This window comes from Enterobacter sp. HMSC16D10 (genome assembly GCF_001807145.1).
Classification (GTDB): Bacteria; Pseudomonadota; Gammaproteobacteria; order Enterobacterales; family Enterobacteriaceae; genus Enterobacter; species Enterobacter roggenkampii.
In genome coordinates, this window is sequence record NZ_KV787911.1 from 16714 (window position 1) to 42955 (window position 26242).

Consider the following 26242-nt stretch of genomic DNA (forward strand, 5'->3'; position numbering starts at 1 on the left):
GTTGTTAATGGGAACAAATCTGCGTAGGGGTATTTGCGCCGAAATCATTCACTGTCTGGAATTTCACACTGCCGGAACCGCCGCCGGGGATATCCACCGTCAACGTGTTTTTAGGTGCGACCATTGAATTGGGAAGACGGGTTCCCCCAACAAAGAACTGCACCAACGATACGTAATACGGTGATGGATTCGTTATGATGACTTTTCCATTTTCTGTCCGACACGTCAGCGTTTTGGGCGCATCCACGGAAAGGGATGTTAATTTCTTAGGGCGAATGAATAACTTAATCACACTCTGTGTTGCTATTTGCAGCGTATTGCCCTGAAGCTTATTTTTATCGACAGACGGAATAGCCTTGCTGTTCAGATAGAAAACAGTTTCGCGATCGGCAGGAAGGTCGGGGCCGATATACATAATACGCAGCGTGTTCTCTTTCTTAGGGTGGATAACAAACAACGGTGGCGTAAGGATAAAGTCTGGTGACTTGATACCCTCAACGTTGGCTACCCATGATTGTATTAAGAACGTATTGTCTGCCGACGAATTGATCACCGGTAATGAAACCTGTTTATCCCCCTGCGGATAAATGACGCGGGTAGCCCCTAAAGCAATTCCACCTGCAGAGGCATTCGTTGCCAGACCCATTGTCAGCAGCAACGTACCAGCCATCATCAGGCGAGACAAAGACGTAGGTGATGTGTTCATTTGCATTGTTCCCTCAATTCTCATGACGAGGCACTCGGGCCTCTGAGTGTTTTACTGGTAGACGACGTTAAACCATACCTGGGCGTCGGCCGTACCAGCCTGAACGTGCGGTTGTGTTGAGCGGTATTTCGCCATAAAACGCAGAACATTGGCGCCGTTCTGCAAGGGGGCGTACCAGGGCGGGGCTGTATCCGGAATAAGTAGATGGCCGGTTGCGTCAAATATTCCCACACCAATCCCCTGCGCTGCGCCTGCGCCATAACCTGCGCGAAAAATTTGCGGGTCTTTTGCATCGGACTCGCCGCTGAACAGTACGCCCGCACGTTGACTGACGCTGGTATCGCAGTCTTCTAGCGTTATCTGAAAGGCTGTTGGTGCTGCCCAATCGCCCGTTGCGGCAAATTCGTTATTGCGTATTTGGCCCATACGCACAATCTGGTCCTGACTTTCTGCACTGACGGAACAGCCGGTGTTGACGACTTGCCCCTGAAAATGCACGCTTCCGTCGTCAATTGCCGAGGCGGGCAGTGCAACGCACAGCAATACGCTGAAAAACAGCACTGATTGCCTGGTGACCTGTCGCATAGTGACTCCGTTTCGATGGATCGGCAAAACACCCCCGAATCAGATTCCGGGGGTGTTACTGCAGCTAACGAATCAGGAGTAAACCATCTGGAATGTTGCAGTCGAGGATACGTTACCCGGCGTGGCCGCACCGGTAGCGATGTAGTCAACGCTCAGCGGGATGGTGTTCTCGCCATTGATCAGCTTCACGTTGGAGGAGGTATCACCGATATTGAGTACGTTACCATCCGGTCCGAACAGTTGCAGTGCGACGTTAGTTGCTGAGCCAGCTCCCGCTGTGTTAGCCAGTGAACCTGCCAGTGCTGCGTCTTGCTGACCGTTGAAAATCACAGCGGCGTTCTGGCTTACCGTGGTGTCACAATCTTCCAGAACGATTTTGAAATCTTCTTTCTGGTTCGCCTGCATTCCTTTTGTCGTCAATTTCACAGTACGAACCTGGCTCAGCGTTACAGTCTGATCTACGGAGTCAGCTGCGACCGAACATGCAGCATTAACAACCTGGCCAACGAAGTTAACCGTACCGCCAGAAACCGTGACGGTGTCTGCCTGTGCGTTCATCGCTACGCCACTTACCATTGCCGTTGCAATGACCATTGCTAAAACGTGCTTTTTCATACAAATCCTTTTAAATAAACATCTTTCTGTCAAATTGAAATTGAGTAAAAGCTATATGCTTTCACAGCGTGAACTTGAATAACGTTTAACAAGTTCCGTTATTTAGAATATGCATTTCGCATAATGGACGGGCTTATTGAAAAGCTCTTTTCATCATGTTTATGATGTTCCGCGGCAGGTATTCTAGGAGTCGTGAAATATTATTTCAATGTATGGTGGTATAATATGCCGTTAGTTTTTTTTAGGTATAATATTAGAATTAATTAATATTTTTGAATGATGTGAGTGGTGGTGTTTTTACCGGATTTTAACAATGGGCACCCTGTTTGCGGTCAAATAGATAAAGGTGGTGTATGGATATCGGTTTGGTTGCAAAAAAAATCATGTAAGAGAAAAGGAACTTTATAATTTTAAAAGTATAAATGTATGTCTGAAATATAATACTATTATTTCAATTTGTAATATTTATACCAGAAAAATGAAATCCCCCTCGGTTAAGAGGGGGGATTGATCAGATCTCTTCTACGCGCACTCTGAGTGCTGCCAGCGCTTTACGTGCCGCTTTTAGCACCTGCTCACACTGCTCAATGGTCAGCGTAAGCGGCGGTTCAATACGAATAGTTTTTGCGTTATTAAGCGTTCCGGCCACCAGCACTCGCTGCCTGAACATCTCGCTCGCGAAGCTGTAGCCGATTTCGTTATCAACGAACTCAATCGCCATCAGCATCCCTTTGCCGCGCGCTTCCTGCACAAGGTCAGGGTATTCCCGGCCCAGCTGGCGGAAGCCGTCCAGCAGCATGTCGCCTTTTTGCTCCGCCTGCGCAGGCAGGTTTTGCTCCAGCAGCACGTTGATGGTCGCCAACGCCGCCGCACAGGCCAGCGGGTTACCGCCAAAGGTGGTGGTATGCAGGAACGGATTGTCGAACAGCACCGAGAAGACTTCTTCGGTGGCGACCGTCGCGCCAATCGGCATCACGCCGCCGCCGAGCGCTTTCGCCAGGCACAGAATGTCCGGCTGCACGTTTTCGTGCTCGCAGGCGAACATCTTGCCGGTACGCCCCATGCCGGTCTGGACTTCGTCGAGGATCAGCAGCGCGCCAAACTCGTCGCACAGCTGACGCACGGCAGGCAGATAGCCCTGCGGAGGGAGGATGATGCCGCCTTCACCCTGAATGGGCTCCAGGATCACCGCCGCCACGTCATCGCCGGTTTTACGGCATTCACTCAGCACGGTGCGCATGGCGTTAATGTCGCCGAACGGCACGTGGCGGAAGCCCGGCAGCAGCGGCATAAACGGTTTACGGAAAGTGGATTTCGCGGTCGCCGACAGTGCGCCGAGGGATTTACCGTGGAACGCGCCGCTGGTGGCGATAAAGGTGAATTTCCCGCGCGGCGACTGGTACGCTTTGGCGAGCTTAATCGCCGCTTCGACCGATTCTGTGCCGCTGTTGCTGAAGAAGCTGTATTTCAGTTTGCCGGGCGTTAAGGCCGCCAGCGTTTTCGCGAGCATGGCGCGAAGCGGGTCGAGCAGTTCCTGGCTATGGAGAGGTTGTTTCGCAAGTTGATTCTGTACGGCGGAAACCACAACTGGATTACGGTGCCCCACGTTGAAAATTCCAAAACCTCCCAGGCAATCGATAAACTCCTGTCCCTGGGTGTCGACAAGCGTGTTGAGACTTCCCGCTTGCCACTCTACGGCTCCGTAATCCCCGCCGGCGGTAACAGATTTGCGATACTCCAGAAACCCTGGATTGACGTGCTCTTTAAAGTAATCGATGACCTCACGGTTAAGTTGTTTCATCTCCTCATGATCAAGCGTTCGCTTCTCAATGAGATTCAGTGCGTGCGCGGTACAGGCAAGAGCCGAGGCGCTGGAAGGTAACCTGTTCAAAATGTGCTCCCGGGGATCGCGTATCACATGATACTGGTTTAAGTATTGCAGGGATTACGCCACTTCAGAGGCCTTAACGAAAATCGGGATAAACGCCAGGTTAAAATAATGTTGCACAATATTTAATCATGCCGAAAGAAGCCAAACGGGATTTAGCGGTACGGGGCAGCAAGTATAAAGAAAGGGGGAAGAGCGTCGCTGCACTAAAGAGGTGCATACGCTGCAACTTAAGCGGGCATTAACAGGTCATACTTTGTCGGTAATTTCTTTGCGAAAGTATTTGAAATCAATGAATTAAAATATCGCACAAAAAGTATGGTTTAAGTCAAATCTGCGATCTTCATCAAGTTTAACAACTAAAGATAAATTGTTTACCGCCGAAAAAACATTGACCCACAAAATTAACATTCAAATAACCTGCAAGGGATGCTCACGATGTCCTCTCCAACCTATGTCACCCAGAATGAATATCCTCTGGACGATGACACCACCTTAATGTCTACCACAGACGTCCACAGTTACATCACCCACGCCAACGACACCTTTGTGCAAGTGAGCGGCTATCAGCTCGATGAGCTGACGGGCCAGCCGCACAATATGGTGCGCCATCCCGATATGCCAAAAGCTGCGTTTGCCGATATGTGGTACACGCTGCAGCAGGGCGAGCCGTGGAGCGGGATTGTCAAAAACCGGCGCAAAAACGGTGACCACTACTGGGTGCGTGCTAACGCGGTGCCGATGGTGCGCCGCGGGCAGGTGACGGGCTATATGTCGATTCGCACCAGAGCCACAGCGGAAGAGATCGCCGCCGTGGAGCCGCTCTACCGGGCGCTGAACGACGGGCGCTGTAAAAAACGTATTCACAAAGGGCTGGTGGTGGGAAAGGGCTGGCTGGGTAAACTCCCGGCCATGCCGCTGCGCTGGCGCGTGCGCAGCGTGATGGCGGTGCTCTTTGCCGGACTCGCCGCCACGCTGGCCGCCACCTCCGCAGGCTGGTTACCGCTTGCCGCCGCTGCGGTGGTGATGCTGATGGGAACGCTGCTCTTTGAGCAACAGATTGTCCGCCCGATAGAGAATGTGGCGCGACAGGCGCTGAAGGTCGCCACCGGCGAGCGCAACAGCGTGCAGCATCTTAACCGCAGCGACGAGCTGGGCCTGACGCTGCGCGCGGTAGGACAACTTGGCCTGATGTGCCGCTGGTTGATCAATGACGTGTCGAGCCAGGTGGTGAGCGTCCGTGACGGGAGCGACAGGCTGGCGCAGGGAAATGAAGATTTGAACGATCGGACCCGTCAGACCGTCGCGAACGTGCAGCAGACCGTCGCGACAATGAACCAGATGGCCGCGTCCGTTCAGAGTAACTCCGAAACCGCCGCCGAGGTGGACAAACTCTCCGTGGCCGCCAGCAGCGCGGCGACGAAAGGGGGCAACGCGATGCAAACCGTCGTTAAAACGATGGATGACATTGCCGACAGCACGCAGCGCATTGGCTCGATCACCTCCCTGATTAACGATATCGCGTTCCAGACCAATATTCTGGCGCTGAACGCGGCAGTTGAAGCGGCAAGGGCAGGGGAGCAGGGTAAAGGGTTTGCCGTGGTCGCGGGCGAAGTCCGTCATCTCGCCAGCCGCAGCGCCAGTGCCGCTAACGATATTCGTAAACTCATTGATGCCAGCGCCAGCAAGGTGCAGTCCGGTTCTGAGCAGGTTCACGCCGCGGGCCGTACGATGGATGATATCGTTGTGCAGGTGAAAAACGTGACCCAGCTTATCGCCCAGATCAGCCACGCGACCTCCGAGCAGGCAACCGGCTTATCAGAGCTAACCCGCGCGGTAGCTGAACTCGACAGCATCACGCAGAAAAACGCCGATCTGGTCGAGGAGAGCGCGCACATTTCTGCCATGGTGAAGCACCGCGCCGGACGCCTTAAGGATGCGGTGACCGTGCTCCATTGAGTCAGTCATGTTCCAAAAAAGCCGTTTATACCGTAGGGAATAAACGGCTTTTTATTTTTCTGATTGTGACTATTAATGGGATTTGTTGTTAATTTAATATTAAATAACTAAAGAAAGTGCCTCGGTTATTTATTCCTGCCTAAGTCAGTTTTTCAGAATGCTATTTCGAAAATACCCCGTTTGGCGGTCTGGTAACGATCGATGAGGCCATATTAATAGCCTGTACCTATGCATTGTGAGGATTATGAAATAAAAAAACGATCAAACTCATAAAGTTAGCGAAATCGTTACCGATAACAGCGATCGTCTGAGAAATAATCACATCGATGGAGAAAATATGTTCTTTCATGACGTAAAGATCGGCACGAAATTATTTCTGGCGTTTGGGTTCTTTATTGTCCTGATGGCGATCAGCGCAAGTGTGTCTTTGCTGAGCCTGAACCGGGCAAATAATGGGATGCAGTCCATTGTTACCCATGACTATCCGACTACGGTAAAAGCGAACCAGTTAATTGATAACTTCCAGGAATTTATTAGCACTCAACAGCTAATGCTGCTGGACGAGCAGGGTACCTACACGGGGCAATCTCAGCAGCGCCTGAAAGAGATCAGCGAGCATATCACGGTGATCCTGGGCGAGCTGAACAACGCCTTGCAGGATCAACAGTCTCAGCAGGTGCTGGCGGAGATCCGCAGCGTGCGCCAGCAGTACCTGGATTCACGCTACCGCATTCTGCAGGCGGTGCAGAACAACAACCGTGCGGGCGCCATACAGGAGATGATGACCACCACCCTCACCGTGCAGCAGGCTTATAAAGCGAAGGTGAAGGAGCTGATCGCCATTCAGAACAGCGAGATGCAGCGTGCGGGCACGCAGGTGGAAGGGGATTTCAGGTCTAACCGTCTGCTGCTGATCCTGCTCACGCTCTTTAGCGTTGGGGCAGGCAGCCTGATTGGCTGGTTTATCGTGCGCGCCATCACCCGCCCGCTCGGTGAGGCGGTGAATTTTGCAAAAGCCATTTCAGAGGGCGATCTGACGGGCAGCATTACGCCGCACGGCAAAGACGAAACGGGCCTGCTGCTGCATGCCCTGATGGAGATGAAGACGCGTCTGCTGGACATTGTGCAGCAGGTGCAAACCGGCTCGGAGAATATCTCCAGCGCTGCCGCGCAGATTGTCGCCGGGAACCAGGATCTGGCCGCACGCACGGAAGAGCAGGCCAGCTCCGTTGAACAGACTGCCGCCTCGATGGAGCAGATCACCGCCACGGTGAAAAATACCGCCTCGCATACCGGTGAAGCGACCAACCTTTCTGCCGATGCCGCCACGGTGGTCAAAAACAACGGTGAGATGATGAAGCAGGTGACCAGCAAAATGCGCCTGATTAACGAGACCTCCAACCGGATGTCCGACATTATCGACCTGATCGACGCTATTGCGTTCCAGACCAATATTCTGGCGCTGAACGCGGCGGTGGAAGCGGCGCGCGCCGGTGAGCACGGCCGCGGCTTTGCGGTAGTGGCCGGAGAGGTGCGCCAGCTTGCCCAGAAGAGCGCGTCGTCTGCCAGCGAAATCCGCGAGCTGATTGAGAGCTCCACCAGCCAGACCCAGGACGGGATGAACCTGGTCGAAAAAGCGAGTGGGCTGATTAACGGCATGGTTGGCAACGTGGAGGAGATGGATGCGATCCTGCGCGAGATCCGTCAGGCCAGCCATGAGCAGACGGAGGGGATCTCGCAGATCAACAGCGCGATTGGCCTGATTGATGCCACTACCCAGCAAAACTCCGCGCTGGTGGAGGAATCCGTCGCGGCGGCGGCATCGCTTAACGAACAGGCGATGCACCTGAAAGAGCTGGTACGCGTCTTCCGCGTGAGCGAGCACGCACCGGCTTAATCCAGCTGGGAGATCTCCAGCGCCGCGCGGTCGATTACGCCGATAATCTGCTTAAGCTGCGCGTCGCTGAGCTCTCCCTGATTCACCTTCAGGTCTAATACCGCCTTGAAGTTATCCAGCGCCCGCTTCATCTGCGGGTTTTTGCGCAGCTGAAAGCCGACGCTGCGCGCTTTGATACGCACCTGGATCTGTTCCAGCTGTTCCCGATTTTCGTCCAGCCAGTGTTGTCCTTCAGCGGTAATCGCAATGCGCTTACGCCCGTTCTCTTCTTCTGTAATGGTGATAAACGCCTGATCCTGCAAATAATCCAGGGTTGGATAGATGACGCCCGGGCTCGGGGTGTAGTTCCCCTGGGTCAGGTTCTCGATCTCTTTAATCAGCTCATAGCCGTGGCTCGCGTTGCGGGTCAGGATATCCAGAATCACCAGCCGCAAATCGCCGTGGCCGAAAAAGCGCGGCCGACGTCCGCCGCCCTCGTGTTCGTGTCGCATAGTATTCCCTTTTTTTGATATATCTAAACTATATCTAAGATATATTCAGATGCAATCTAAAAGATCTTGCATTTTTCCTTATTAGTAATCATTATCATTTGAAAATTGATTTAGATATATCGTATTCACCAGAAAAGGGTCTAAAAATGGCATCTACTCGTTATCCACAGCGTGTTCGTAATGACCTGCGTTTTCGCGAGCTGACGGTGCTCCGCGTTGAGCGCGTAAGCGCGGGTTTTCAGCGCATTGTGCTAGGCGGCGAGGCGCTGGAGGGCTTTAGCTCCCGCGGTTTCGACGACCATACCAAAGTCTTTTTCCCGGCACCCGGGACAACGTTTACGCCACCGGTGGTCACCGATGAAGGCATCGACTGGGGCGACGGCGTGCGTCCGCAGGCGCGCGACTATACGCCGCTCTATGATGAGGTCCGTCATGAGCTGATGCTCGATTTCTTCATTCATGACGGCGGCATTGCCAGCAGCTGGGCGGTTGAGGCGAAAGCGGGAGACAAGCTGACCATTGGCGGCCCGCGCGGTTCGCTGGTGGTGCCGGAGGATTACGCCTGGCAGCTGTACGTGTGCGATGAATCCGGCATGCCCGCGCTGCGCCGACGCTTAGAGAGCATTGCTCAACTGCCGGTTCGCCCGGACATACACGCGGTCGTGACGGTTGGGGATGAATCGTACCAGGACTATCTGGCGCACCTGAGCGCGTTCAACATCACGTGGGTGGTGGGCCACAGCGAGCAGGCAGTCGCTGACCATCTGGCGGCGCTGAGCGTTCCGGAGGACGATTACTTTATCTGGCTGACCGGGGAAGGGAAGGTGGTGAAACGCCTGAACCGTCAGTTTGAAACCGACGCGATTGACCCACAGCTGGTGCGTGCCAGCGCATACTGGCACGCCAAATAATCAGGCTGCTGAATCCAGCTGCGCTTCGCTCACCTGATGTTCGAGCGAGGCGCGGACCTCGTGCAGCGCTTTCTCCTGCTGAGCAAAGTACGCTTCCATATTGCTCAACGACGAGACCAGCAGCCAGGACTCCTCTTTCTCCAGCTCCGCCAGCTCGTTCACTAAAATGTCGATTTGCTCGCGAACCTGCGCCATTTTTTTGCGGATACGTTCCAGATCGTTCAGCCTGTCGCTTGCCATCAATGGCTCGAAGCCCTGCTGCAGGCGGGCCACCAGCGAACGAATGGCTTTCACATCGCCGCGCTGCTTCGCCTGGTTAAGCTGTACCATCATGCTGTTGGCTTCTTCTTTCAGATCGTCCGCCACCAGATCCGGGTGGCAGAGCTTGCTCGCCTGCCGCCAGAGACGCTTGAGTTCGTTCTGGTCCTCTTGTGAAAGATGCTTACCTTTGCGCAGCCGCACTTCGGCATCGTGATGCTGTTCGCGATACTTCTCGTACTCTTCGTTGGCCTCGTCGCGAGCCTGACGCGCAGGCTCCTCCTCGCGCGTTAAGCCGCTCTCCAGCTCCAGCGCTTCGGCCAGCAGGTTGGCAATCAGATTGCTTTGCTGCTCCAGATGCTTACGCGCCTCAGCGGCCTGGACGGAGTCGGCCGGGAGATCGCGCCAGCGCTGGGTGAGCGTCGCCAGCACCTCTACCGCCTGCGCCATATAGTGCTGGCAGCGACGGTAATCCTCCTCGCGCCGACGCGCTTCCGCCTGCTGACGACGCAGGTTCAGCTCCGCCAGCGTTTTACGCAGGGCGAGGATCTGCTGCATCAGCGGCCCCAGGCGGGAGAAATAGAGATCGTTGAACTCATCAAGCTGCTGCACCCGCGCGTTGCGGCGGTCAATCAGATCGCGCAGACGCTCTTCCAGCGCCTTCAGTTCCAGCTTGCTGGCCGCCACCTGCGGATCGCGCCACGGCGTCACGGCGCGCTGGCCCTGCAGCCAGGCGGTAATGGCCGCCATGGCCGCGGTGTAGTTCTTCTCCTCAAGCGCCACGACGATTGCCTGTAGCTCATCGTCAAGCGCTTCATTTTTCAGGCGTGTCAGCTGGCTCTGGATGATGTCGTCATCTTCCAGCTCAATGGCATTTTTAATGATTTCTAGCCGTTTGATCGGTGTGCTCATGATGCCTTTCGCTTTGGCGCTTAAGTATTTGAGTTAAGGTTAGTTGTTGTAAAAGCCACAGGAAATAATACACACGGATGATGATCGGCGCGATGGGGGATTTCTTTAGTTTTTAGGGTTTGTGAGGGTGAGCGGCAGGCCGGACTACGTGTGATTGATTCCGTATGTGCTTGCATAGGGTGCAGCAAAAATCAGAGGCGGGGTGTAACCTGGCAAATGCTTGGGGGAAAACTCAGGGGACAACAAGGGGGCACCCGTTATTCAGCCAACAAAAAAGCTACTCAATCGAGTGGCTTAATCATATGATTCTACAGCTTAAATTTGGTATCCCCTGCTGGACTAGAACCCGCGACCTGGCGATACTGAGCTCCATTTTAAAGATTTATAAAACAATGAGTTAGTTTATTTTTAATGGGTTTTTGCATCGAATAATGTCAAATATGAAAGCATAGTGAATAGGTTTGCTGCCAACGATGCCTGTAAAAAATGATAATAGCCATTCAATAGGTAAAGGGCTAAACCAATCATAAAGGAGCCGAACAGCGAAAACACAGTGTTATACCAGTAGAAGTAGATAGGTGTTTCGGATCGGTAGATGTAGTAGTTTTCATATGTGCCTTTATACCAACCGACGAAGACCCCACTTCTAAGAGCTTTTGCTGAATGAAAAATCATCCACAATCCGCAAAGAAATACACAGATCAATACTAATAATGTATCCCATTCCATATATTGTCTTCTAAAAACAATGCTTTATAAAATTGTTGGTGGGGTGAGCAATGTCGCTTCGTTCAGGTGGTCAGGTGCAAAGTAAGCGTAGCGCATCGTTACCTTAATATCAGTGTGTCCAGGAATGCGCTGGAGTACAAGGATGTTGCCCCCGCGCATCATAACCTCTGCATCCGAAGGGGTTGCATCAACAACTTTCGTACTAGCCCGCTGCTGGCGGGTTTTTTTATGGAACTCCTGCTGCCATTTCGCTGCCAACGGGATTTAAATAAACAAAAAGGCCACTCGCGTGAGTGGCCTAACTATATGTATGTACTGCTAAAATTTGGTGGCCCCTGCTGGACTTGAACCAGCGACCAAGCGATTATGAGTCGCCTGCTCTAACCACTGAGCTAAGGGGCCGTGGCGGTGAATTATAAAGTAACTCCCCGCAGCAATCCAGCCATTCACACCTGCCTGCTGTTTTTATAAACAACGCATTATCAATCCTTTATACTTCCATAACGATGTATCAGCGGGAGTAAAGATGATCAACGACATTCTGGCCCCTGGCCTGCGGGTGGTGTTCTGCGGAATCAACCCGGGCAAGTCCTCGGCGCACACCGGTTTTCACTTTGCCCATCCGGGCAATCGCTTCTGGAAGGTGATCTACCAGGCCGGGTTTACCGACAGGTTACTCAAGCCCGAAGAGGAGCAGCATCTGCTGGACACGCGCTGCGGAATTACCATGCTGGTCGAGCGGCCGACTGTACAGGCAAGCGAGGTCAACCTGCATGAACTGCGCAGCGGCGGGCGGGAGCTGGTGAAGAAGATTGAAGACTACCAGCCGGCCGCGCTGGCGATCCTCGGCAAGCAGGCTTACGAGCAGGCATTCAGCCAGCGCGGGGCTAAGTGGGGTAAGCAGAGCATCATGATTGGCGTTACGCAGGTGTGGGTGTTGCCGAACCCGAGCGGGCTCAACAGGGCGACGCTGGACAAGCTGGTAGAGGCGTATCGGGAGCTGGATGAGGCGCTGATGGTACGGGGGCTTTAGCTCCTCTGCGGCCTGATGCCCTCACCTTGACCCTTTCCCACAGGTCGAGGCAATAAAAAAAGCTCCCCGAGGGGAGCTTTTTCACTGTCAGAACAGATTAGTCGTCCAGGAAGCTACGCAGCACTTCAGAGCGGCTTGGGTGACGCAGCTTACGCAGCGCCTTCGCTTCGATCTGACGGATACGTTCGCGGGTAACGTCGAACTGTTTACCCACTTCTTCCAGCGTGTGGTCGGTGTTCATATCGATACCGAAACGCATACGCAGCACTTTCGCTTCACGGGCGGTCAGGCCAGCCAGAACATCGTGCGTTGCGGCACGCAGGCTCTCGGTGGTGGCAGAGTCAAGCGGCAGCTCGAGGGTGGTATCCTCGATGAAATCACCCAGATGCGAATCTTCATCATCACCAATTGGTGTTTCCATGGAGATTGGCTCTTTGGCGATCTTCAGCACCTTACGGATCTTGTCTTCCGGCATCAACATGCGCTCGGCCAGCTCTTCCGGCGTCGGCTCGCGACCCATCTCCTGCAGCATCTGGCGGGAAATACGGTTGAGCTTGTTGATCGTCTCAATCATATGCACCGGAATACGGATGGTGCGCGCCTGATCCGCGATAGAGCGGGTAATAGCCTGACGGATCCACCAGGTTGCGTAGGTGGAGAACTTGTAACCACGACGGTATTCAAACTTGTCTACCGCTTTCATCAGACCGATGTTGCCTTCCTGAATCAGATCCAGGAACTGCAGACCGCGGTTGGTGTATTTCTTGGCGATAGAGATAACCAGACGCAGGTTCGCTTCAACCATCTCTTTCTTCGCACGGCGGGCTTTCGCTTCACCGATGGACATGCGACGGTTGATATCTTTAACCTGCTCGATGGTCAGGCCGGTCTCTTCTTCAATCTGCTGCAGCTTCTGCAGGCCGCGATACACGTCTTCTTTCACGTCGTGCAGTTTTTCAGACCACGGCTTGTTCATCGCGATAGCCGCGTTGAACCAGGTTTCGCTGGTTTCGTTGCCGGTGAAGAGGGTGATGAAGTTCTTCTTCGGCATTTTGCATTGCTCAACGCACAGCTTCATGATGATGCGTTCCTGGGTACGTACGCGATCCATCATCACGCGCATGCTGTTCACCAGGTAGTCGAACTGTTTTGGCACCAGGCGGAACTGTTTGAACACTTCAGACAGTTTCAGGATCTCTTCCTGAGCGGCTGCGTGGCTGCGGCCTTTCGCTTTGATGGTATCACGCGTCACTTCGTACTGAGTACGCAGCTCGGCAAACTTCTCGCGCGCCAGTTCCGGGTCGATGCTGTTGTCATCATCGGCGCTGTCGTCGTCGCTCTCTTCCTCATCTTCGTCTTCGTCATCATCCATCTCTTCCTGAGACAGTTCAGAACCGACGTGAGTGGCGGTAGGTGCCATATCTTCTTCAGCGTTCGGGTCGACAAAACCGGTGATCAGGTCAGACAGGCGCGCTTCTTCCGCTTCAACGCGATCGTACTGCTCCAGCAGGTAGGTGATCGCTTCCGGGTACTCGGCAACAGAGCACTGAACCTGGTTGATCCCGTCTTCGATGCGTTTTGCGATGTCAATTTCGCCTTCGCGGGTCAACAGTTCAACGGTACCCATTTCGCGCATGTACATGCGGACCGGGTCAGTGGTACGCCCGATTTCAGATTCCACGCTGGACAGTACCTGTGCAGCAGCTTCTTCCGCATCTTCGTCAGTGTTGTTGGAGGTTTCAGCCAGCAACAGATCATCGGCATCCGGTGCTTCTTCCATCACCTGAATGCCCATGTCATTGATCATTTGGATGATGTCTTCGATTTGATCTGAATCGACGATATCTTCCGGCAGATGGTCATTGACCTCGGCATAGGTCAGATAGCCTTGCTCCTTACCACGTTGGACAAGAAGTTTCAGCTGTGACTGCGGGTTTTGCTCCATAAGACGGTATCCACACTTAATTCGTTTGATTGGTGTCGGCGATGGGGCTGCCAACCTTTAAAGCGAGGGCGTACTTATATTTTTGCCGCTGCCTCTCAGTGCGGCTGCCGGGGGCTTCCCGATCGATATTCGGCACTTAAGCCGTTAAATTTATTTATTTCTTCGCCAGTTCCTGGTTAATCATCCAGAGCTCCCGGCGTTCTTCGCTGCTCAAACCGTGTGTGCGCTCGCGAGCTATCAACTCTTCCTGGCGCAGCTCAAGCATCGAATCAAACATATGGTTGAGTGAGTCGGTGAACGTTTTTTCTGCAATGTCCTTATCTGCTATATCGTCCCACATCGACAATTTTTCAAGGGTAGCGGCCTCTTTTGTGCCGCGATAATGCTCTAAAAGTTGTCCGGTGGTCAGACCTGGCTGAGACAAACAGGTGTTGACCAGTTCTGAAAATAAGCCAAGCCCGGGCAATTTTTCGTGGTTCAAACCCGCCAGCGACGGCACCTGTGGCGCCAGCTCGGGGTTTTGTACCAGTAACCCTATCAGTATACGCATGGTTGTGCGTTTTAGCTGAGGCGCGGGGCGAACCGCACCGTTTTCAGCCTGTTTAGGCATTAAACGTTCAAGCTGGCTGTCATCCAGAATGCCGAGCTTGTTGCCTAACTCCTGACGCAGGTAGATGCGCAGCGTTTCGCCGGGCACCTGACTGATTAACGGCAGCGCCAGCGTGCTGAGCTGCGCGCGCCCGTCAGGGGTACTCAAATCAACCTGCGGCATCAGGCTGTTAAACAAAAACGTGGAGAGCGGCTGTGCCTGCTCCATCCGCGCTTCAAACGCCGCTTTGCCCTCTTTACGCACCAGCGTATCCGGGTCTTCACCGTCGGGCAGGAACATAAAGCGCAACTGACGCCCGTCGGTCATATAGGGTAGCGCGGTTTCCAGCGCGCGCCAGGCGGCATCGCGTCCGGCGCGGTCTCCGTCGTAACAACAAATCACGTTGTTGGTCACGCGGAACAGCAGCTGGATGTGATCCGCCGTCGTGGACGTTCCTAACGACGCAACCGCGTAGTTAATGTCGTACTGCGCCAGCGCAACGACGTCCATATAGCCTTCGACGACCAGAAGACGCGGAGGTTCCGCGTTATCCTGCTGCGCCTCATAAAGGCCGTAAAGCTGGCGGCCCTTATGGAAAATATCGGTTTCCGGGGAGTTGAGGTACTTCGGCAGGGCATCACCCAGCACGCGACCACCAAAACCAATTACCCGGCCTCGCTTGTCGCGGATTGGAAACATTACCCGTTCGCGGAAGCGGTCGTAGCTTCGTCCCTGGTCGTTGGTGACCAGCATGCCTGCATCGATGAGAGACTTACGATCTTCGCTATTGCCGCCAAAACGCTTTAACACGTTGTCCCAGCCGGGCGGGGCGTAGCCAATAGCGAAACGCGCAATGACATCGTCGCTCAGTCCGCGCTTGTTCAGATACTGACGCGCAGGTTCAGCCGCAGAGTGCTTAAGAGACTGTTGGTAAAACGAATTCAGGCCATCCATCAGTTGATACAGCGTTTGCCGTTGATGGCGCTCGATCTGACTTGGCCCACTGCCAGCTTCATACGGCACTTCAAGGTTATGCATTGCCGCCAGCTCTTCGACGGTTTCAACGAACTCGAGCTTGTCGTAGTTCATTAAAAAATCGACGGCATTACCGTGAGCACCACAGCCGAAGCAATGGTAAAACTGCTTTTCACCGTTTACGGTGAAGGAGGGGGTTTTTTCGTTATGGAACGGACAGCACGCATGGTAATTCTTGCCCTGCTTCTTCAGCTTTACCCGCGCGTCGATGAGATCGACGATGTCGGTTCTGGCGAGCAGGTCATTGATGAAAACGCGTGGGATTCTTCCGGCCATATGCCCCAAAAATTTAAGCGACTTATAAACGAAAACAAGCCGCGCATTCCTTCCGGAAGCACGGCCTTACGACTACTACTCTGTCTGTCAATTGAGGGCTGAGGCCCTCAACCAATTAGTACAGACGAGTACGGCGTGCGTTTTCGCGAGCCAGTTTCTTCGCGTGACGTTTCACAGCGGAAGCTTTAGCGCGCTTACGTTCGGTCGTTGGTTTTTCATAAAACTCACGACGACGAACTTCAGCCAGAACACCTGCTTTCTCGCATGAACGTTTGAAGCGACGCAGTGCTACGTCGAACGGCTCGTTTTCACGTACTTTAATTACCGGCATGTAACTCTCACCTTTAATAAATTCGGTTTGCCGCTGGCATCAACGCCAGCTTATTTCAAAATGGTGCGGAATTTTACTGCAAATGCTGCTGCTTTGTAAAGCACCGATGCGATTTTGAAAGGGACTTTAATAAGGGTGAGGAGTATACACGAGCCTTCTTCCTGGGGCGAACAAAGTTTTACATCAACCCGCCCAGGCTCTACACTGCGCGGTATTGAAACGAGGTAAAACAAGTCATGCGTGTACTGGGTATTGAAACATCCTGCGATGAAACCGGCATCGCCATTTACGACGACGAAAAAGGGCTTCTGGCCAACCAACTGTATAGTCAGGTGAAATTGCACGCTGACTACGGCGGCGTCGTGCCTGAACTGGCCTCTCGTGACCACGTGCGTAAAACGGTTCCCCTGATTCAGGCGGCGCTGAAAGAGGCCGGGTTGAGTTCAACCGATATTGATGCCGTAGCCTACACTGCGGGGCCGGGTCTGGTCGGCGCGCTGCTGGTCGGTGCGACCGTTGGCCGTTCGCTGGCCTTCGCGTGGGATGTGCCGGCCATCCCGGTTCACCATATGGAAGGGCACCTTCTGGCGCCGATGCTGGAAGAGAATCCGCCTGAATTTCCGTTTGTGGCGCTGCTGGTCTCCGGCGGCCATACGCAGCTGATTAGCGTCACGGGCATTGGCAAGTACGAGCTGCTGGGCGAGTCAATCGACGACGCTGCCGGTGAAGCGTTCGACAAAACCGCCAAGCTGCTGGGGCTGGATTACCCAGGCGGCCCGATGCTGTCCAAAATGGCTGCGCAGGGAACGGAAGGGCGCTTTGTCTTCCCGCGTCCGATGACCGACCGTCCGGGGCTGGACTTCAGCTTCTCCGGGCTGAAAACCTTCGCGGCCAACACGATCCGCAATAACGACGACAGCGAGCAGACCCGCGCCGATATCGCCCGCGCGTTTGAAGATGCGGTGGTGGATACGCTGATGATCAAGTGCAAGCGCGCGCTGGATCAGACCGGCTTCAAGCGTCTGGTGATGGCGGGCGGCGTCAGCGCCAACCGCACGCTGCGCGCGAAGCTCGCCGAGATGATGCAAAAGCGTCGTGGGGAAGTGTTCTACGCCCGTCCCGAATTCTGTACCGATAACGGGGCGATGATTGCCTACGCCGGTATGGTGCGCCTGAACGCTGGCGCAACGTCTGACCTGAGCGTGTCCGTGCGTCCGCGCTGGCCGCTGGCGGAACTGCCTGAGGCGTGAGTTTTTTTGCCCGGTGGCGCTGCGCTTACCGGGCCTACAAAACCGTAGGCCGGGTCAGGCGAAGCCGCCACCCGGCAATAACCCGCACTACACCCGCAGCATCCCTTTCTCTTCCAGAAACGCAATAATCGTCCCCAGACCGTCTCCCGCCTTCAGGTTGGTAAAGGTCCACGGACGCTCGCCGCGCATGCGGTTGGTGTCGCGCTCCATCACCTCCAGCGACGCCCCCACGTACGGCGCGAGATCGGTTTTGTTGATCACCAGAAAATCGGACTTGGTGATCCCCGGCCCGCCCTTGCGCGGGATTTTTTCCCCTTCGGCCACGTCAATCACGTAAATGGTCAGATCCGCCAGCTCCGGGCTGAAGGTCGCGCTCAGGTTGTCCCCGCCGCTTTCCACGAAGATCAGATCCAGATTGCCGAACTTCTCGCTGAGCGCTTCCACCGCCGCCAGGTTCATCGAGGCGTCTTCGCGGATGGCGGTATGCGGGCAGCCGCCGGTCTCCACGCCCACGATGCGCTCCGGCGCCAGCGCGCCCGCCTCGGTCAGGATGCGCTGATCCTCTTTGGTGTAGATGTCGTTGGTCACCACCGCCAGGTGATACGTGTCGCGCATTGCCTTGCAGAGCGCTTCCAGCAGCGCGGTTTTGCCCGACCCTACCGGGCCACCCACGCCCACGCGCAGGGGATGTTTGTAATCAGCCATGTTGACTCCTCAGGAACGGAATAGTCGTGAATATTGGGTTTCGTGGCGCGCGGAGGCGATGGCGGACAGCGGCGTAGCGGCCCCCAGCGCGTCGTCGCGACGTAAAAAGGCCTGTTCAAGCCCGGCGGCAAAATGGTCGCTCAGCTCGATAATCAGCTGCTGCGCCGCCTGCTGCCCAAACGGCACCAGCTTGACGCCCGCCATCACCGCGCTCTCAATCCAGCTGTAGCCGAGGCTCAGCGCTAGCTCGCGCACGTCAATGCCCCAGCGCACGCCGAGCCACGCCATGCCGCAGAGCTGGCTTTGCCTGCACAGCGCCAGCCATTCTGCCGGGCAGTCCGGCTCCCAGCTTTTGATGAGACGCGTAAAGGCCGCTCCGCGGTTGCGTTCTTCTTCGCGCAGCTCGCGCGTTTCCCGACAGGCGAGCAGGTATGCCGTCCAGCGTCTGGCCGTCGCCAGATCGTGCCGATTGCAGGCCTGACAGAGACGGTGAAACAGCGGCAGATCGACGCAGAAAAAACTCTGCTCCATCTGCTGGATCTGCCAGCGTTTAAAGGCGTCGGCGTTCGCGACCCAGCCCGCCTCCACGGCCCACTCCAGCCCCTGCGACCAGGTAAACGACCCGACCGGCAGGCTGCTGCTGGAGAGCTGCATCAGGCGCAGCCACTGGCGGGCGTGCTCCATCAGCTCATCAGCGCCAGCAGGGCGGAGACGATCAGCCCGCCGCCGAAGGTTTTACGCAGACCGTCGTGACGGCGCAGCAGCAGCCCAGCGGCAAAGCTGGCGCACAGCACCGTGGCGCTGGCGAACATAAACCCGCTGGTGAACAGCCAGAAGCTATGGCCGGACATCTCCACGCCGTGCGCCCAGCCGTGGAACATCGCCAGGGCAGGCACCGCGAGCAGCAGACGGTTTTCAGTCTTAAACATCATCACGCCGCTGACCGCCAGCGAGGCGATAATCAGCATCTCCATGCCGCTAAAGCCGCCGAGCAGGCTGCCTGCGATGGCGCCGACAAGCATCATCCCGAGGGTGGCAAACGGCAGCAGGAGCTTGCGGCCGCTCAGCGCCGAGAGCACGCCTGCGCCCGCTAGCATCAGCAGGTGATCGAGCCCGGTCAGCGGATGGAAAAAACCGGCCTGAAAGCTGTCGGCACCGTGGCCGGGATGCGCGAGCGCGGGAACGGAAAAAGCCAGCAGTAACAGGGGGAGTAACTTGCGCATGATGGATCCTTAATGTGAATGGGCGTGAGAATGGCTATGGGCATCGCTGGCATACGCGCCCGCTTCCGGTTCAAACGGCAGGCTGGCGTAGGTCACCTCCAGCCCAAACTGGCGCAGCATGTCGTCGAGAACGTGATCGTGGTGATAGCGCAGCTCGCCGGGCATCACCTGCAGCGGCACGTGGCGGTTGCCCAGGTGGTAACAGGCGCGGGCGAGCAGGAACGGATCGGCACAGCGCACCACGGAGACCGACTCCGGGGCGGCGATCACTTCGATCACTTCGCTGCCGTCGTCGGTGGTCAGCAGGTCCCCCCCGCGCAGCAGCAGGCCGCGCGGCAGCATCAGCCCGGCTTCGCGGCCGTCGTTCAGCGCTACGCGGGCGCGGCTTTTCACCCGTACGTCAATCGGCAGCGTGACGCTGGCGGTAGTCGGGTGCGCGTGGTCCAGACGTTGGGTCAGATAAATCATCATTACTCCTCAAAACAGGAAATAGCGTTGCGCCATCGGCAGAACGTCAGCCGGTTCGCTGGTAATCAGTTCGCCGTCGACGCGCACCTCGTAGGTTTGCGAATCAACGGTGATGTTCGGTTGCAGAGCGTTATGGATCATGTCGGCCTTTTTCACCGTCCGGCAGCCTTTTACCACCGCCGTGGCGCTCTGCAGACTGAGCTGCTGTGGGATGCCGTTCGCACTGGCGGCCTGCGAGATAAACGTCAGCCGCGTAGCGTGGCGCGCGGCGCCCAGCGATCCAAACATCGGGCGGTAATGCACCGGCTGCGGCGTGGGGATCGAGGCGTTGATGTCGCCCATCGGCGCGCAGGCGATCATCCCGCCCTTGACGATGGTGGCGGGCTTGACGCCGAAGAACGCCGGGGACCAGACCACCAGATCTGCCAGCTTGCCCGCCTCAATCGAACCGACTTCATGGGCGATACCGTGGGTCAGCGCCGGGTTAATGGTGTATTTGGCGACGTAGCGCTTGACGCGGAAATTGTCGTTTTCGCCGGTCTCTTCCGGCAGCGCGCCGCGCTGGACCTTCATGCGGTGCGCGACCTGCCAGGTGCGGATAATCACTTCCCCGACGCGGCCCATGGCCTGCGAGTCTGACGACGTGAGCGAAAACGCGCCGATGTCGTGCAGCACGTCTTCCGCGGCGATGGTCTCCCGACGAATGCGGGATTCGGCAAACGCCACGTCCTCTGCGATATCCGGATCGAGGTGATGGCAAACCATCAGCATGTCGAGATGCTCGTCGATGGTGTTCACCGTGTAGGGCAAGGTCGGGTTGGTGGAAGAGGGCAGAATATTCGGGTGCGCGCAGGCGGTGATGATATCCGGCGCGTGGCCACCGCCCGCCCCTTCGGTGTGGAAGGTGTGGATGGTGCGCCCGCCAATGGCGGCCAGCGTATCTTCGACAAATCCGGATTCGTTCAGCGTGTCGCTGTGCAGCGCCACCTGAATGTCCATCTCTTCGGCCACCTCCAGCGAGCAGTTGATCGCCGCAGGCGTGGCGCCCCAGTCTTCGTGGATCTTCAGCCCGATGGCGCCTGCGGCAATCTGCTCGCGCAGGGCCGCCGGGTTGGAGCCGTTCCCCTTGCCGAGCAGGCCGATATTCACCGGAAGCGTATCGGCAGCCTGCAGCATGCGGGCGATATACCACGGCCCCGGCGTGCAGGTGGTGGCGTTGGTGCCCGCCGCCGGACCGGTGCCGCCGCCGATCATGGTGGTGACGCCGGAGACCAGCGCCTCTTCCGCCTGCTGCGGGCAGATCCAGTGGATGTGGGTGTCGATCCCGCCAGCGGTAACGATCTTCCCTTCGGCGGCAATCACTTCCGTCGCCGCGCCAATCGGGATCGTCACACCGGGCTGGATGTCCGGGTTCCCGGCTTTACCGACGGCAAAGATCCGCCCGTTCTTGACGCCAATATCGGCTTTCACGATCCCCCAGTGATCGACGATCAGCGCGTTGGTCAGCACCAGATCCACGCAGTCGTCTGCGGTCATCTGCCCCTGACCCATGCCGTCGCGGATCACCTTCCCGCCGCCGAACTTGACCTCTTCGCCGTAGATCGTGAGATCGTCTTCTACTTCAATCCACAGCTCGCTGTCGGCCAGCCGCACCTTATCGCCGGTGGTGGGGCCAAACATATCGGCATAGGCCCGGCGTGAAATGTCAGCCATGTTTCACCTCGCCCATTACCTCGCCGCGAAAGCCGACAATGCGCTGCGCACCCGCGACCTGAACCAGCGTCACTTCCCGCTTCTGGCCGGGCTCAAAGCGCACGGCGGTGCCTGCCGGGATGTTTAACCGGTAGCCTCGGGTCGCCTCACGGTCAAACTTCAGCGCCGGGTTGACCTCGTAAAAGTGATAGTGCGATCCGACCTGGATCGGCCTGTCGCCGTGGTTTTCGACAATCACGGTTTGGGTTTCGCGCCCGACGTTGATCGCAATCGTGCCGGGCTGGATCTGGTATTCGCCTGGGATCATCACGCGCTCCTTAGACGATCGGGTTGTGGACGGTGACGAGCTTGGATCCGTCCGGGAAGGTGGCTTCCACCTGGATATCCGGGATCATCTCCGGCACGCCCTCCATCACCTGGTCGCGCGTCAGGACGTGGCGGCCCGCCTCCATCAGCGAGGCGACGGTTTCGCCATCGCGCGCGCCTTCCATGATGAAGGCGCTGATCAGCGCGACCGATTCCGGGTAATTGAGCTTTACCCCGCGCGCAAGGCGGCGTTCGGCAACCAGCGCGGCGGTAAACAGCAACAGCTTGTCTTTTTCTCTGGGGGTCAGTTCCATAACGTTTCTCTTATGTCTGCCAGATACGCGGCGAACAGGCGGTTTTGGTGGTGAGAAGCGGGCGAAGCGACTGCCAGATATCGCGCATCACCCGCTGGCAAATCAGGTTGTCGTGGGAGAGAAAACGCACCGACAGCAGCTCGTCGGTGAGCGTTGCCCCCGCAAAATGGCCCAGAGGCGCGAGCAGCGCGCGCACCGTGTCGAGATGTTCTTCATTGGCCGGATAGAACAGCAGCGTGCCGATCCACGGGTGTCCGGCAACGGGCGTGAGATCGCCGTCGCCGAGGTGCTGGCGCTCTATCAGACGCGGCTCGTCCTCAACCCAGACTTCAAGGCGGCTCTCCAGCGTGCCGTGGCTGAAGGTCTCACCGATCACCGGGCGTCCCAGACAGTACAGCTCCCACGCCAGCAGCGTGCTGGAGGCCTTCAGGTGGAAGACGGAGCGCAGCGCGGCATTCGCCCCGGGGAAGATAATGGTGTCCTGCGGCAGCCACTCCAGCGTGGATCCCTCATCGAGATAAAAGTGCTGATGCAGGCGAGCCTGCGGGCCGCTGCTGCGATAGAACTTGCTGGCGCCGGGCATGGTGATAAGCGCATGGCTTTTGGCGTCCAGACGCACGGTAATATCCAGCCTATCCCCGCCCACAACCCCACCCGGCGGGTGCAGCAGGTAAAGGTGGCAGGTCTCGCCTTCGGGATAAAATGGACGCTGAACGGTAAGCGGCCCGACGTGATGAGCGGAGTGCAGGAGGGTTTTCTCAGGGGTGTGACAAAACTGCAGGGCAAGCGACGCCTGCCAGCCTTTGTACGAATTATCAGTGACCTGAGCTGCTAACATGCTGCATCCATCTGCTCATCATCGGGTCGTTTCAGTATGCCCTGGCAGAAATGAAGGCTGTCATATGAGTCGCTTATGGATGGCGGTTAAGACGAAATAAAAAAGCACGCCCGGAGGACGTGCTGTCTGACAAACATCGCGATGCCGTTATTTCAGGTGCTCATGCAGCGCTGCGCCAGCCTGCTCCAGGGCAACCTTGACCGTAGGCTCTTCGCTCAGTGGATTGAGCAGGCCGTAATCGTGGATCATGCCGTTATAGCGCGTGACGGTCACCGGGACGCCAGCCGCATCCAGCTTACGCCCGAATGCTTCACCTTCATCCCGCAGAACGTCCAGCTCTGCTGTCTGAATCAGCGTCTCCGGGAAGCCTTTCAACTGCGCGGCGCTGGCGCGAAGCGGAGAGGCAAGGATATTGTTGCGATCGGCCGCGTTGGTGGTGTAGTTATCCCAGAACCATTTCATCATGTTTTTCGACAGGAAATAGCCGTTCTCGAACTGGTTATACGAGGCAGTATCAAAATTCGCATCGGTCACAGGCCAGAGCATGACGTTGTAGCGAATTTTTGGCCCATTAAATTGTTTTGCCTGTAGCGCCACGGAAGCCACCATATTGCCGCCCACGCTGTTACCGACCAGACCCAGACGGCTACCGTCCACGCCAATTTCCTGACCGTGCTCGGCTACCCATTTTGTCGCTTCAAAGGCCTGATGAATGGCCACCGGGAAATGGGCCTCAGGTGACGGCGTGTAATCAACGTAAACCGCTGCGGCACCTGACGCGCGAACCAGATCTCGGATTAAGCGTTCGTGGGTTGGGAAATCACCCAGCACCCAGCCGCCGCCGTGGAAGAACATAAATGCCGGGAGCGTGCCGGTCGCGTTTTCAGGTTTCACTATTTTCAGTTTGATCGCCTGACCATTTACCTGGATCGTTTTTTCTGAAACCTGAGCGGGCGGCAGTTTTGCGCCTTGCTGCGCGCCGATCAGTACCTGACGGGCCTCCTGCGGGGTCATCTGTTCCATTGGCTTACCCTTGCCCGAATTCAGAACATTAAGAAATGCCTGTACGCCTGCGGTCGGGGTAGGGGTATTGGTGGTGTGGGCGGATGCTGCAGCAGACGCGAACACGGAAGAAACCAGGATGGCGGCTAATGTTTTCATGGTAGTACCTCTTTAAGCGAGTGTTAGACAGTGACGTTATTTAAGTAGTGCGCTATTAAGTTGTTGCTGTAATACTTGCGCGCAAGATACTTTTAGTCAAACTTTATTTATAATTTTTTTATAAAACTGACTAAGGGTTGAAAGAGAAATGAAAGAAAACAAGACGTTAGATGATTTACTTTGCTTCTCACTGTACTCGGTCACCAACGCGTTCGTTCGGCAATATCGTCCCTTATTGCAGGAAATGGATCTTACCTATCCGCAATTTGTTGTTTTGATGGCGCTTTATGAGAAAGACAACATTCCACTTCGCGATCTCAGCGATAAGACGTTTTTTGATTCGGGCACATTGACCCCGCTGGTGCAAAAGCTTGAGGCAAAAGGGTTTCTCAACCGTATCGCGGTTGTGGGTGATGAAAGAATGAAAAATGTCGTTCTGACGGATAAGGCTAACGCACTGAAAAAGCAGGTGATGGCGCTGCCGGACCAGATACGCTGCAGCATGCGGATGAATGATGAAGAGCTTGAGATGCTGAAAAAACTTTCCCGAACGCTGCTGAATGATTTGTAAGAATCCTTCGGTGGGGTTAACCCACCGAAGCGAGGTCATTAGCGATAATCCTCCGCATCCACATCATAACCCGATGGCTCCCAGCGGATCGCCAGCAGCGAGGCCAGGCCGATAAATGGCGCCAGCGCAATCACCCAGAACACGGCGGTATCCAGCGAGGCGACCAGCAGCGGGAACAGGAACAGCGACAGCGTCGAGCTGCTGCGCATCAGCGTCTGGTTAAGGCCAACGCCGACGCCGCGCAGCGAGGTCGGGTAGCTCAGTGAGGCAAACGTCATGGTATGCGCGCCCGGGCCGAAGCCCTGGCCGAACAGGAAGAGCGCCAGCATCGCCACGGCAAGCACGCCTTCGGTGGCGCCTTCCGGGCGACCAATCAGCCCCAGGCCCAGCAGCGCGACCAGCTGGCAGGCGTAACCCGCCAGCGACATCCGCCAGGCGCCGAAGCGCGGCACGTAGCGTACCGCCAGCAGTCCGCCGACGAAGGCAAACAGCAGGTTAAGCGCCAGAGAAATCAGGATGGTGGTCAGCATCGACTGGACGAAGAAGCTGGAGATGATCACCGGCAGACCAAACGCCACCGCGTTATAGGCGAACGAAGAGACGACGGACAGCAGCGTGGCGAGCGTCGTGCGGCGTAAGTAGACGCCGCGGAACAGGTTCAGATAGTTGGACCATTTCGCTTTATTCACGACGGGAGCTGGCTGGCTGAGCGCATCCTGCGGCACGTGGGCATTGATGTTATACGACTGACGCAAAATAGACGCCGCCTCCTTCAGGTTGCCCTGATTTGCCGCCCAGACTGGCGATTCGCTCATATAGCGGCTGCGGATGGCGATAATCACCAGCGCGGGTACCGCGCCGAAGCCAAGGATCAGGCGCCACAGCCAGTCGCTGTGGCTTTCCGGCAGCACGGCGTAGAAGAAGAGCACCAGCAGGTAGGAGATACTGATGGCGGCATACCAGGTGGGGCACCACATGGCGACGCTGGAGGCCTTATTGCCGGGGCCTTTTAGCCTGGCGAACTCGCTTAAAAATGCCATCGCCACGGGAAGGTCGATCCCGACGCCAAGCCCCATGACAAAGCGGGCACCCGCCAGCACATATTCGTTCGGGGCCAGCGCACAGGCGATGGCGGCCACCACGAAGAAGAGCATGTCGGCCATAAAGACGCGATAGCGCCCGATTTTATCCGTGAGATAACCGCCGAGCAGCGCCCCGACAATCGCGCCAAACGTAATGGCGGACGCCACCATGCCGGTACCGGCGGGCGTCAGGTCAAATTCGCGGGTGATATCTTTTATGCCGAAGGCCAGCGCGCCCAGATCGTAGGCATCGAGGAAAATCCCGCCCAGCGCGATACCGATCACGATGCGAGCATTGGCCCGGCCCTGAGAACCATCATTAACGAGGCGTGAAACATCCGATGCGCTGCGCACCCACTGGATGTCGCCATCGGAACGTTTTCCTGCCGTTGAAAGGGGAGTTGTTTCTGTGATTTCTGCCATTTTCTTCTTATGCGGTTGTGTTGTGTCC

Annotated in this window: 26 protein-coding genes, 1 tRNA gene and 1 pseudogene; 6 read left to right on the forward strand and 22 right to left on the reverse strand. The window is 56.2% G+C overall.

Annotated features, from left to right (window positions below; all coding sequences use genetic code 11):
* Nucleotides 1-4: 4 nt before the first annotated feature.
* The 4 genes from HMPREF3143_RS21725 to ygjG all read right to left on the reverse strand — a co-directional run bounded on the left by HMPREF3143_RS21725 (nucleotide 5) and on the right by ygjG (nucleotide 3797).
* Nucleotides 5-712, reverse strand: coding sequence for a fimbria/pilus periplasmic chaperone (locus HMPREF3143_RS21725; protein WP_008503169.1), 708 nt, complete (start codon nucleotides 710-712; stop codon nucleotides 5-7).
* A gap of 45 nt (nucleotides 713-757) precedes the next feature.
* Nucleotides 758-1291, reverse strand: a complete 534-nt coding sequence (locus HMPREF3143_RS21730; RefSeq protein WP_021242352.1) for a fimbrial protein — start codon at nucleotides 1289-1291, stop codon at nucleotides 758-760.
* A 72-nt stretch (nucleotides 1292-1363) separates the two neighbouring features.
* Entirely contained in the window at nucleotides 1364-1906 is a 543-nt protein-coding gene (locus tag HMPREF3143_RS21735) for a fimbrial protein BcfA (RefSeq protein ID WP_008503171.1), read from the reverse strand.
* 511 nt (nucleotides 1907-2417) lie between these two features.
* Entirely contained in the window at nucleotides 2418-3797 is a 1380-nt protein-coding gene (ygjG, locus tag HMPREF3143_RS21740; RefSeq protein WP_070534281.1) for a putrescine aminotransferase, read from the reverse strand.
* 435 nt (nucleotides 3798-4232) lie between these two features.
* Between ygjG and HMPREF3143_RS21745 the strand changes: the two genes are divergently transcribed.
* Nucleotides 4233-5753, forward strand: a complete 1521-nt coding sequence (locus HMPREF3143_RS21745; RefSeq protein ID WP_008503173.1) for a methyl-accepting chemotaxis protein — start codon at nucleotides 4233-4235, stop codon at nucleotides 5751-5753.
* 337 nt (nucleotides 5754-6090) lie between these two features.
* A complete protein-coding gene (locus HMPREF3143_RS21750) occupies nucleotides 6091-7650 on the forward strand; it encodes a methyl-accepting chemotaxis protein (protein WP_070534282.1) in 1560 nt (519 codons plus the stop codon).
* On the opposite strand, the gene HMPREF3143_RS21755 is transcribed toward HMPREF3143_RS21750, so the two are convergent.
* Complete coding sequence (locus HMPREF3143_RS21755) at nucleotides 7647-8141, reverse strand: PadR family transcriptional regulator (RefSeq protein WP_021242349.1); 495 nt, start codon at nucleotides 8139-8141, stop codon at nucleotides 7647-7649. The genes HMPREF3143_RS21750 and HMPREF3143_RS21755 overlap by 4 nt on opposite strands.
* A 146-nt stretch (nucleotides 8142-8287) precedes the next feature.
* Between HMPREF3143_RS21755 and HMPREF3143_RS21760 the strand changes: the two genes are divergently transcribed.
* Nucleotides 8288-9052 (forward strand): siderophore-interacting protein, encoded by a 765-nt coding sequence (locus HMPREF3143_RS21760; protein WP_070534283.1) that lies wholly within the window; start codon nucleotides 8288-8290, stop codon nucleotides 9050-9052.
* Here the strand turns inward: HMPREF3143_RS21760 and HMPREF3143_RS21765 are convergent, their stop codons facing one another.
* The 4 genes and pseudogenes from HMPREF3143_RS21765 to HMPREF3143_RS21770 all read right to left on the reverse strand — a co-directional run bounded on the left by HMPREF3143_RS21765 (nucleotide 9053) and on the right by HMPREF3143_RS21770 (nucleotide 11353).
* Nucleotides 9053-10222 carry a coiled-coil domain-containing protein gene (locus HMPREF3143_RS21765; RefSeq protein ID WP_070534284.1) on the reverse strand — a complete coding sequence of 390 codons (1170 nt, stop codon included), beginning with the start codon at nucleotides 10220-10222 and terminating at the stop codon, nucleotides 9053-9055.
* Between the two features lie 408 nt (nucleotides 10223-10630).
* On the reverse strand, nucleotides 10631-10951 hold the full coding sequence (locus HMPREF3143_RS26510) for a DUF2542 family protein (RefSeq protein ID WP_139145885.1): 321 nt from the start codon (nucleotides 10949-10951) through the stop codon (nucleotides 10631-10633).
* A 24-nt stretch (nucleotides 10952-10975) separates the two neighbouring features.
* Nucleotides 10976-11113, reverse strand: a pseudogene (locus tag HMPREF3143_RS26400) (site-specific integrase); the annotation flags it as partial.
* Nucleotides 11114-11277: 164 nt separating this feature from the next.
* Nucleotides 11278-11353, reverse strand: a tRNA-Ile gene (locus HMPREF3143_RS21770).
* A 124-nt stretch (nucleotides 11354-11477) separates the two neighbouring features.
* On the opposite strand from HMPREF3143_RS21770, the gene mug reads away from it, so the two are divergent.
* Nucleotides 11478-11984 carry a G/U mismatch-specific DNA glycosylase gene (gene mug / locus HMPREF3143_RS21775; RefSeq protein ID WP_008503183.1) on the forward strand — a complete coding sequence of 169 codons (507 nt, stop codon included), beginning with the start codon at nucleotides 11478-11480 and terminating at the stop codon, nucleotides 11982-11984.
* A gap of 97 nt (nucleotides 11985-12081) precedes the next feature.
* On the opposite strand, the gene rpoD is transcribed toward mug, so the two are convergent.
* From rpoD to rpsU, 3 genes are all read right to left on the reverse strand, one after another.
* Entirely contained in the window at nucleotides 12082-13929 is a 1848-nt protein-coding gene (gene rpoD / locus HMPREF3143_RS21780; RefSeq protein WP_008503184.1) for an RNA polymerase sigma factor RpoD, read from the reverse strand.
* A gap of 154 nt (nucleotides 13930-14083) precedes the next feature.
* On the reverse strand, nucleotides 14084-15829 hold the full coding sequence (gene dnaG, locus HMPREF3143_RS21785; protein ID WP_023294585.1) for a DNA primase: 1746 nt from the start codon (nucleotides 15827-15829) through the stop codon (nucleotides 14084-14086).
* Nucleotides 15830-15944: 115 nt separating this feature from the next.
* A complete protein-coding gene (gene rpsU / locus HMPREF3143_RS21790; protein WP_001144069.1) occupies nucleotides 15945-16160 on the reverse strand; it encodes a 30S ribosomal protein S21 in 216 nt (71 codons plus the stop codon).
* 236 nt (nucleotides 16161-16396) lie between these two features.
* On the opposite strand from rpsU, the gene tsaD reads away from it, so the two are divergent.
* Complete coding sequence (gene tsaD, locus HMPREF3143_RS21795; RefSeq protein WP_008503186.1) at nucleotides 16397-17410, forward strand: tRNA (adenosine(37)-N6)-threonylcarbamoyltransferase complex transferase subunit TsaD; 1014 nt, start codon at nucleotides 16397-16399, stop codon at nucleotides 17408-17410.
* 87 nt (nucleotides 17411-17497) lie between these two features.
* Here tsaD and ureG read toward each other — a convergent pair whose 3' ends face one another.
* The 9 genes from ureG to HMPREF3143_RS21840 all read right to left on the reverse strand — a co-directional run bounded on the left by ureG (nucleotide 17498) and on the right by HMPREF3143_RS21840 (nucleotide 24138).
* Complete coding sequence (ureG, locus tag HMPREF3143_RS21800; RefSeq protein WP_008503187.1) at nucleotides 17498-18115, reverse strand: urease accessory protein UreG; 618 nt, start codon at nucleotides 18113-18115, stop codon at nucleotides 17498-17500.
* A 9-nt stretch (nucleotides 18116-18124) separates the two neighbouring features.
* A complete protein-coding gene (locus HMPREF3143_RS21805; protein WP_039025534.1) occupies nucleotides 18125-18799 on the reverse strand; it encodes an urease accessory protein UreF in 675 nt (224 codons plus the stop codon).
* The gene (locus HMPREF3143_RS21810) at nucleotides 18799-19338 is read right to left on the reverse strand and encodes a HupE/UreJ family protein (protein WP_021242324.1); all 540 of its coding nucleotides are present in this window, start codon (nucleotides 19336-19338) and stop codon (nucleotides 18799-18801) included. Before HMPREF3143_RS21810 ends, HMPREF3143_RS21805 begins: the two co-directional genes overlap by 1 nt.
* A gap of 9 nt (nucleotides 19339-19347) precedes the next feature.
* A complete protein-coding gene (ureE, locus tag HMPREF3143_RS21815; RefSeq protein ID WP_032675515.1) occupies nucleotides 19348-19806 on the reverse strand; it encodes an urease accessory protein UreE in 459 nt (152 codons plus the stop codon).
* 9 nt (nucleotides 19807-19815) lie between these two features.
* Nucleotides 19816-21519, reverse strand: a complete 1704-nt coding sequence (gene ureC, locus HMPREF3143_RS21820; protein ID WP_070534285.1) for an urease subunit alpha — start codon at nucleotides 21517-21519, stop codon at nucleotides 19816-19818.
* Entirely contained in the window at nucleotides 21512-21826 is a 315-nt protein-coding gene (locus HMPREF3143_RS21825; RefSeq protein WP_021242322.1) for an urease subunit beta, read from the reverse strand. Before HMPREF3143_RS21825 ends, ureC begins: the two co-directional genes overlap by 8 nt.
* A 10-nt stretch (nucleotides 21827-21836) precedes the next feature.
* The gene (locus tag HMPREF3143_RS21830) at nucleotides 21837-22139 is read right to left on the reverse strand and encodes an urease subunit gamma (RefSeq protein WP_003862556.1); all 303 of its coding nucleotides are present in this window, start codon (nucleotides 22137-22139) and stop codon (nucleotides 21837-21839) included.
* A gap of 10 nt (nucleotides 22140-22149) precedes the next feature.
* On the reverse strand, nucleotides 22150-22977 hold the full coding sequence (locus tag HMPREF3143_RS21835; RefSeq protein WP_063617844.1) for an urease accessory protein UreD: 828 nt from the start codon (nucleotides 22975-22977) through the stop codon (nucleotides 22150-22152).
* Between the two features lie 147 nt (nucleotides 22978-23124).
* Entirely contained in the window at nucleotides 23125-24138 is a 1014-nt protein-coding gene (locus tag HMPREF3143_RS21840; RefSeq protein WP_023617354.1) for an alpha/beta hydrolase, read from the reverse strand.
* Between the two features lie 148 nt (nucleotides 24139-24286).
* On the opposite strand from HMPREF3143_RS21840, the gene HMPREF3143_RS21845 reads away from it, so the two are divergent.
* Entirely contained in the window at nucleotides 24287-24709 is a 423-nt protein-coding gene (locus HMPREF3143_RS21845; RefSeq protein ID WP_045351647.1) for a MarR family winged helix-turn-helix transcriptional regulator, read from the forward strand.
* 38 nt (nucleotides 24710-24747) lie between these two features.
* On the opposite strand, the gene HMPREF3143_RS21850 is transcribed toward HMPREF3143_RS21845, so the two are convergent.
* The gene (locus tag HMPREF3143_RS21850; RefSeq protein ID WP_063617845.1) at nucleotides 24748-26214 is read right to left on the reverse strand and encodes an MFS transporter; all 1467 of its coding nucleotides are present in this window, start codon (nucleotides 26212-26214) and stop codon (nucleotides 24748-24750) included.
* Nucleotides 26215-26242 lie beyond the last annotated feature (28 nt).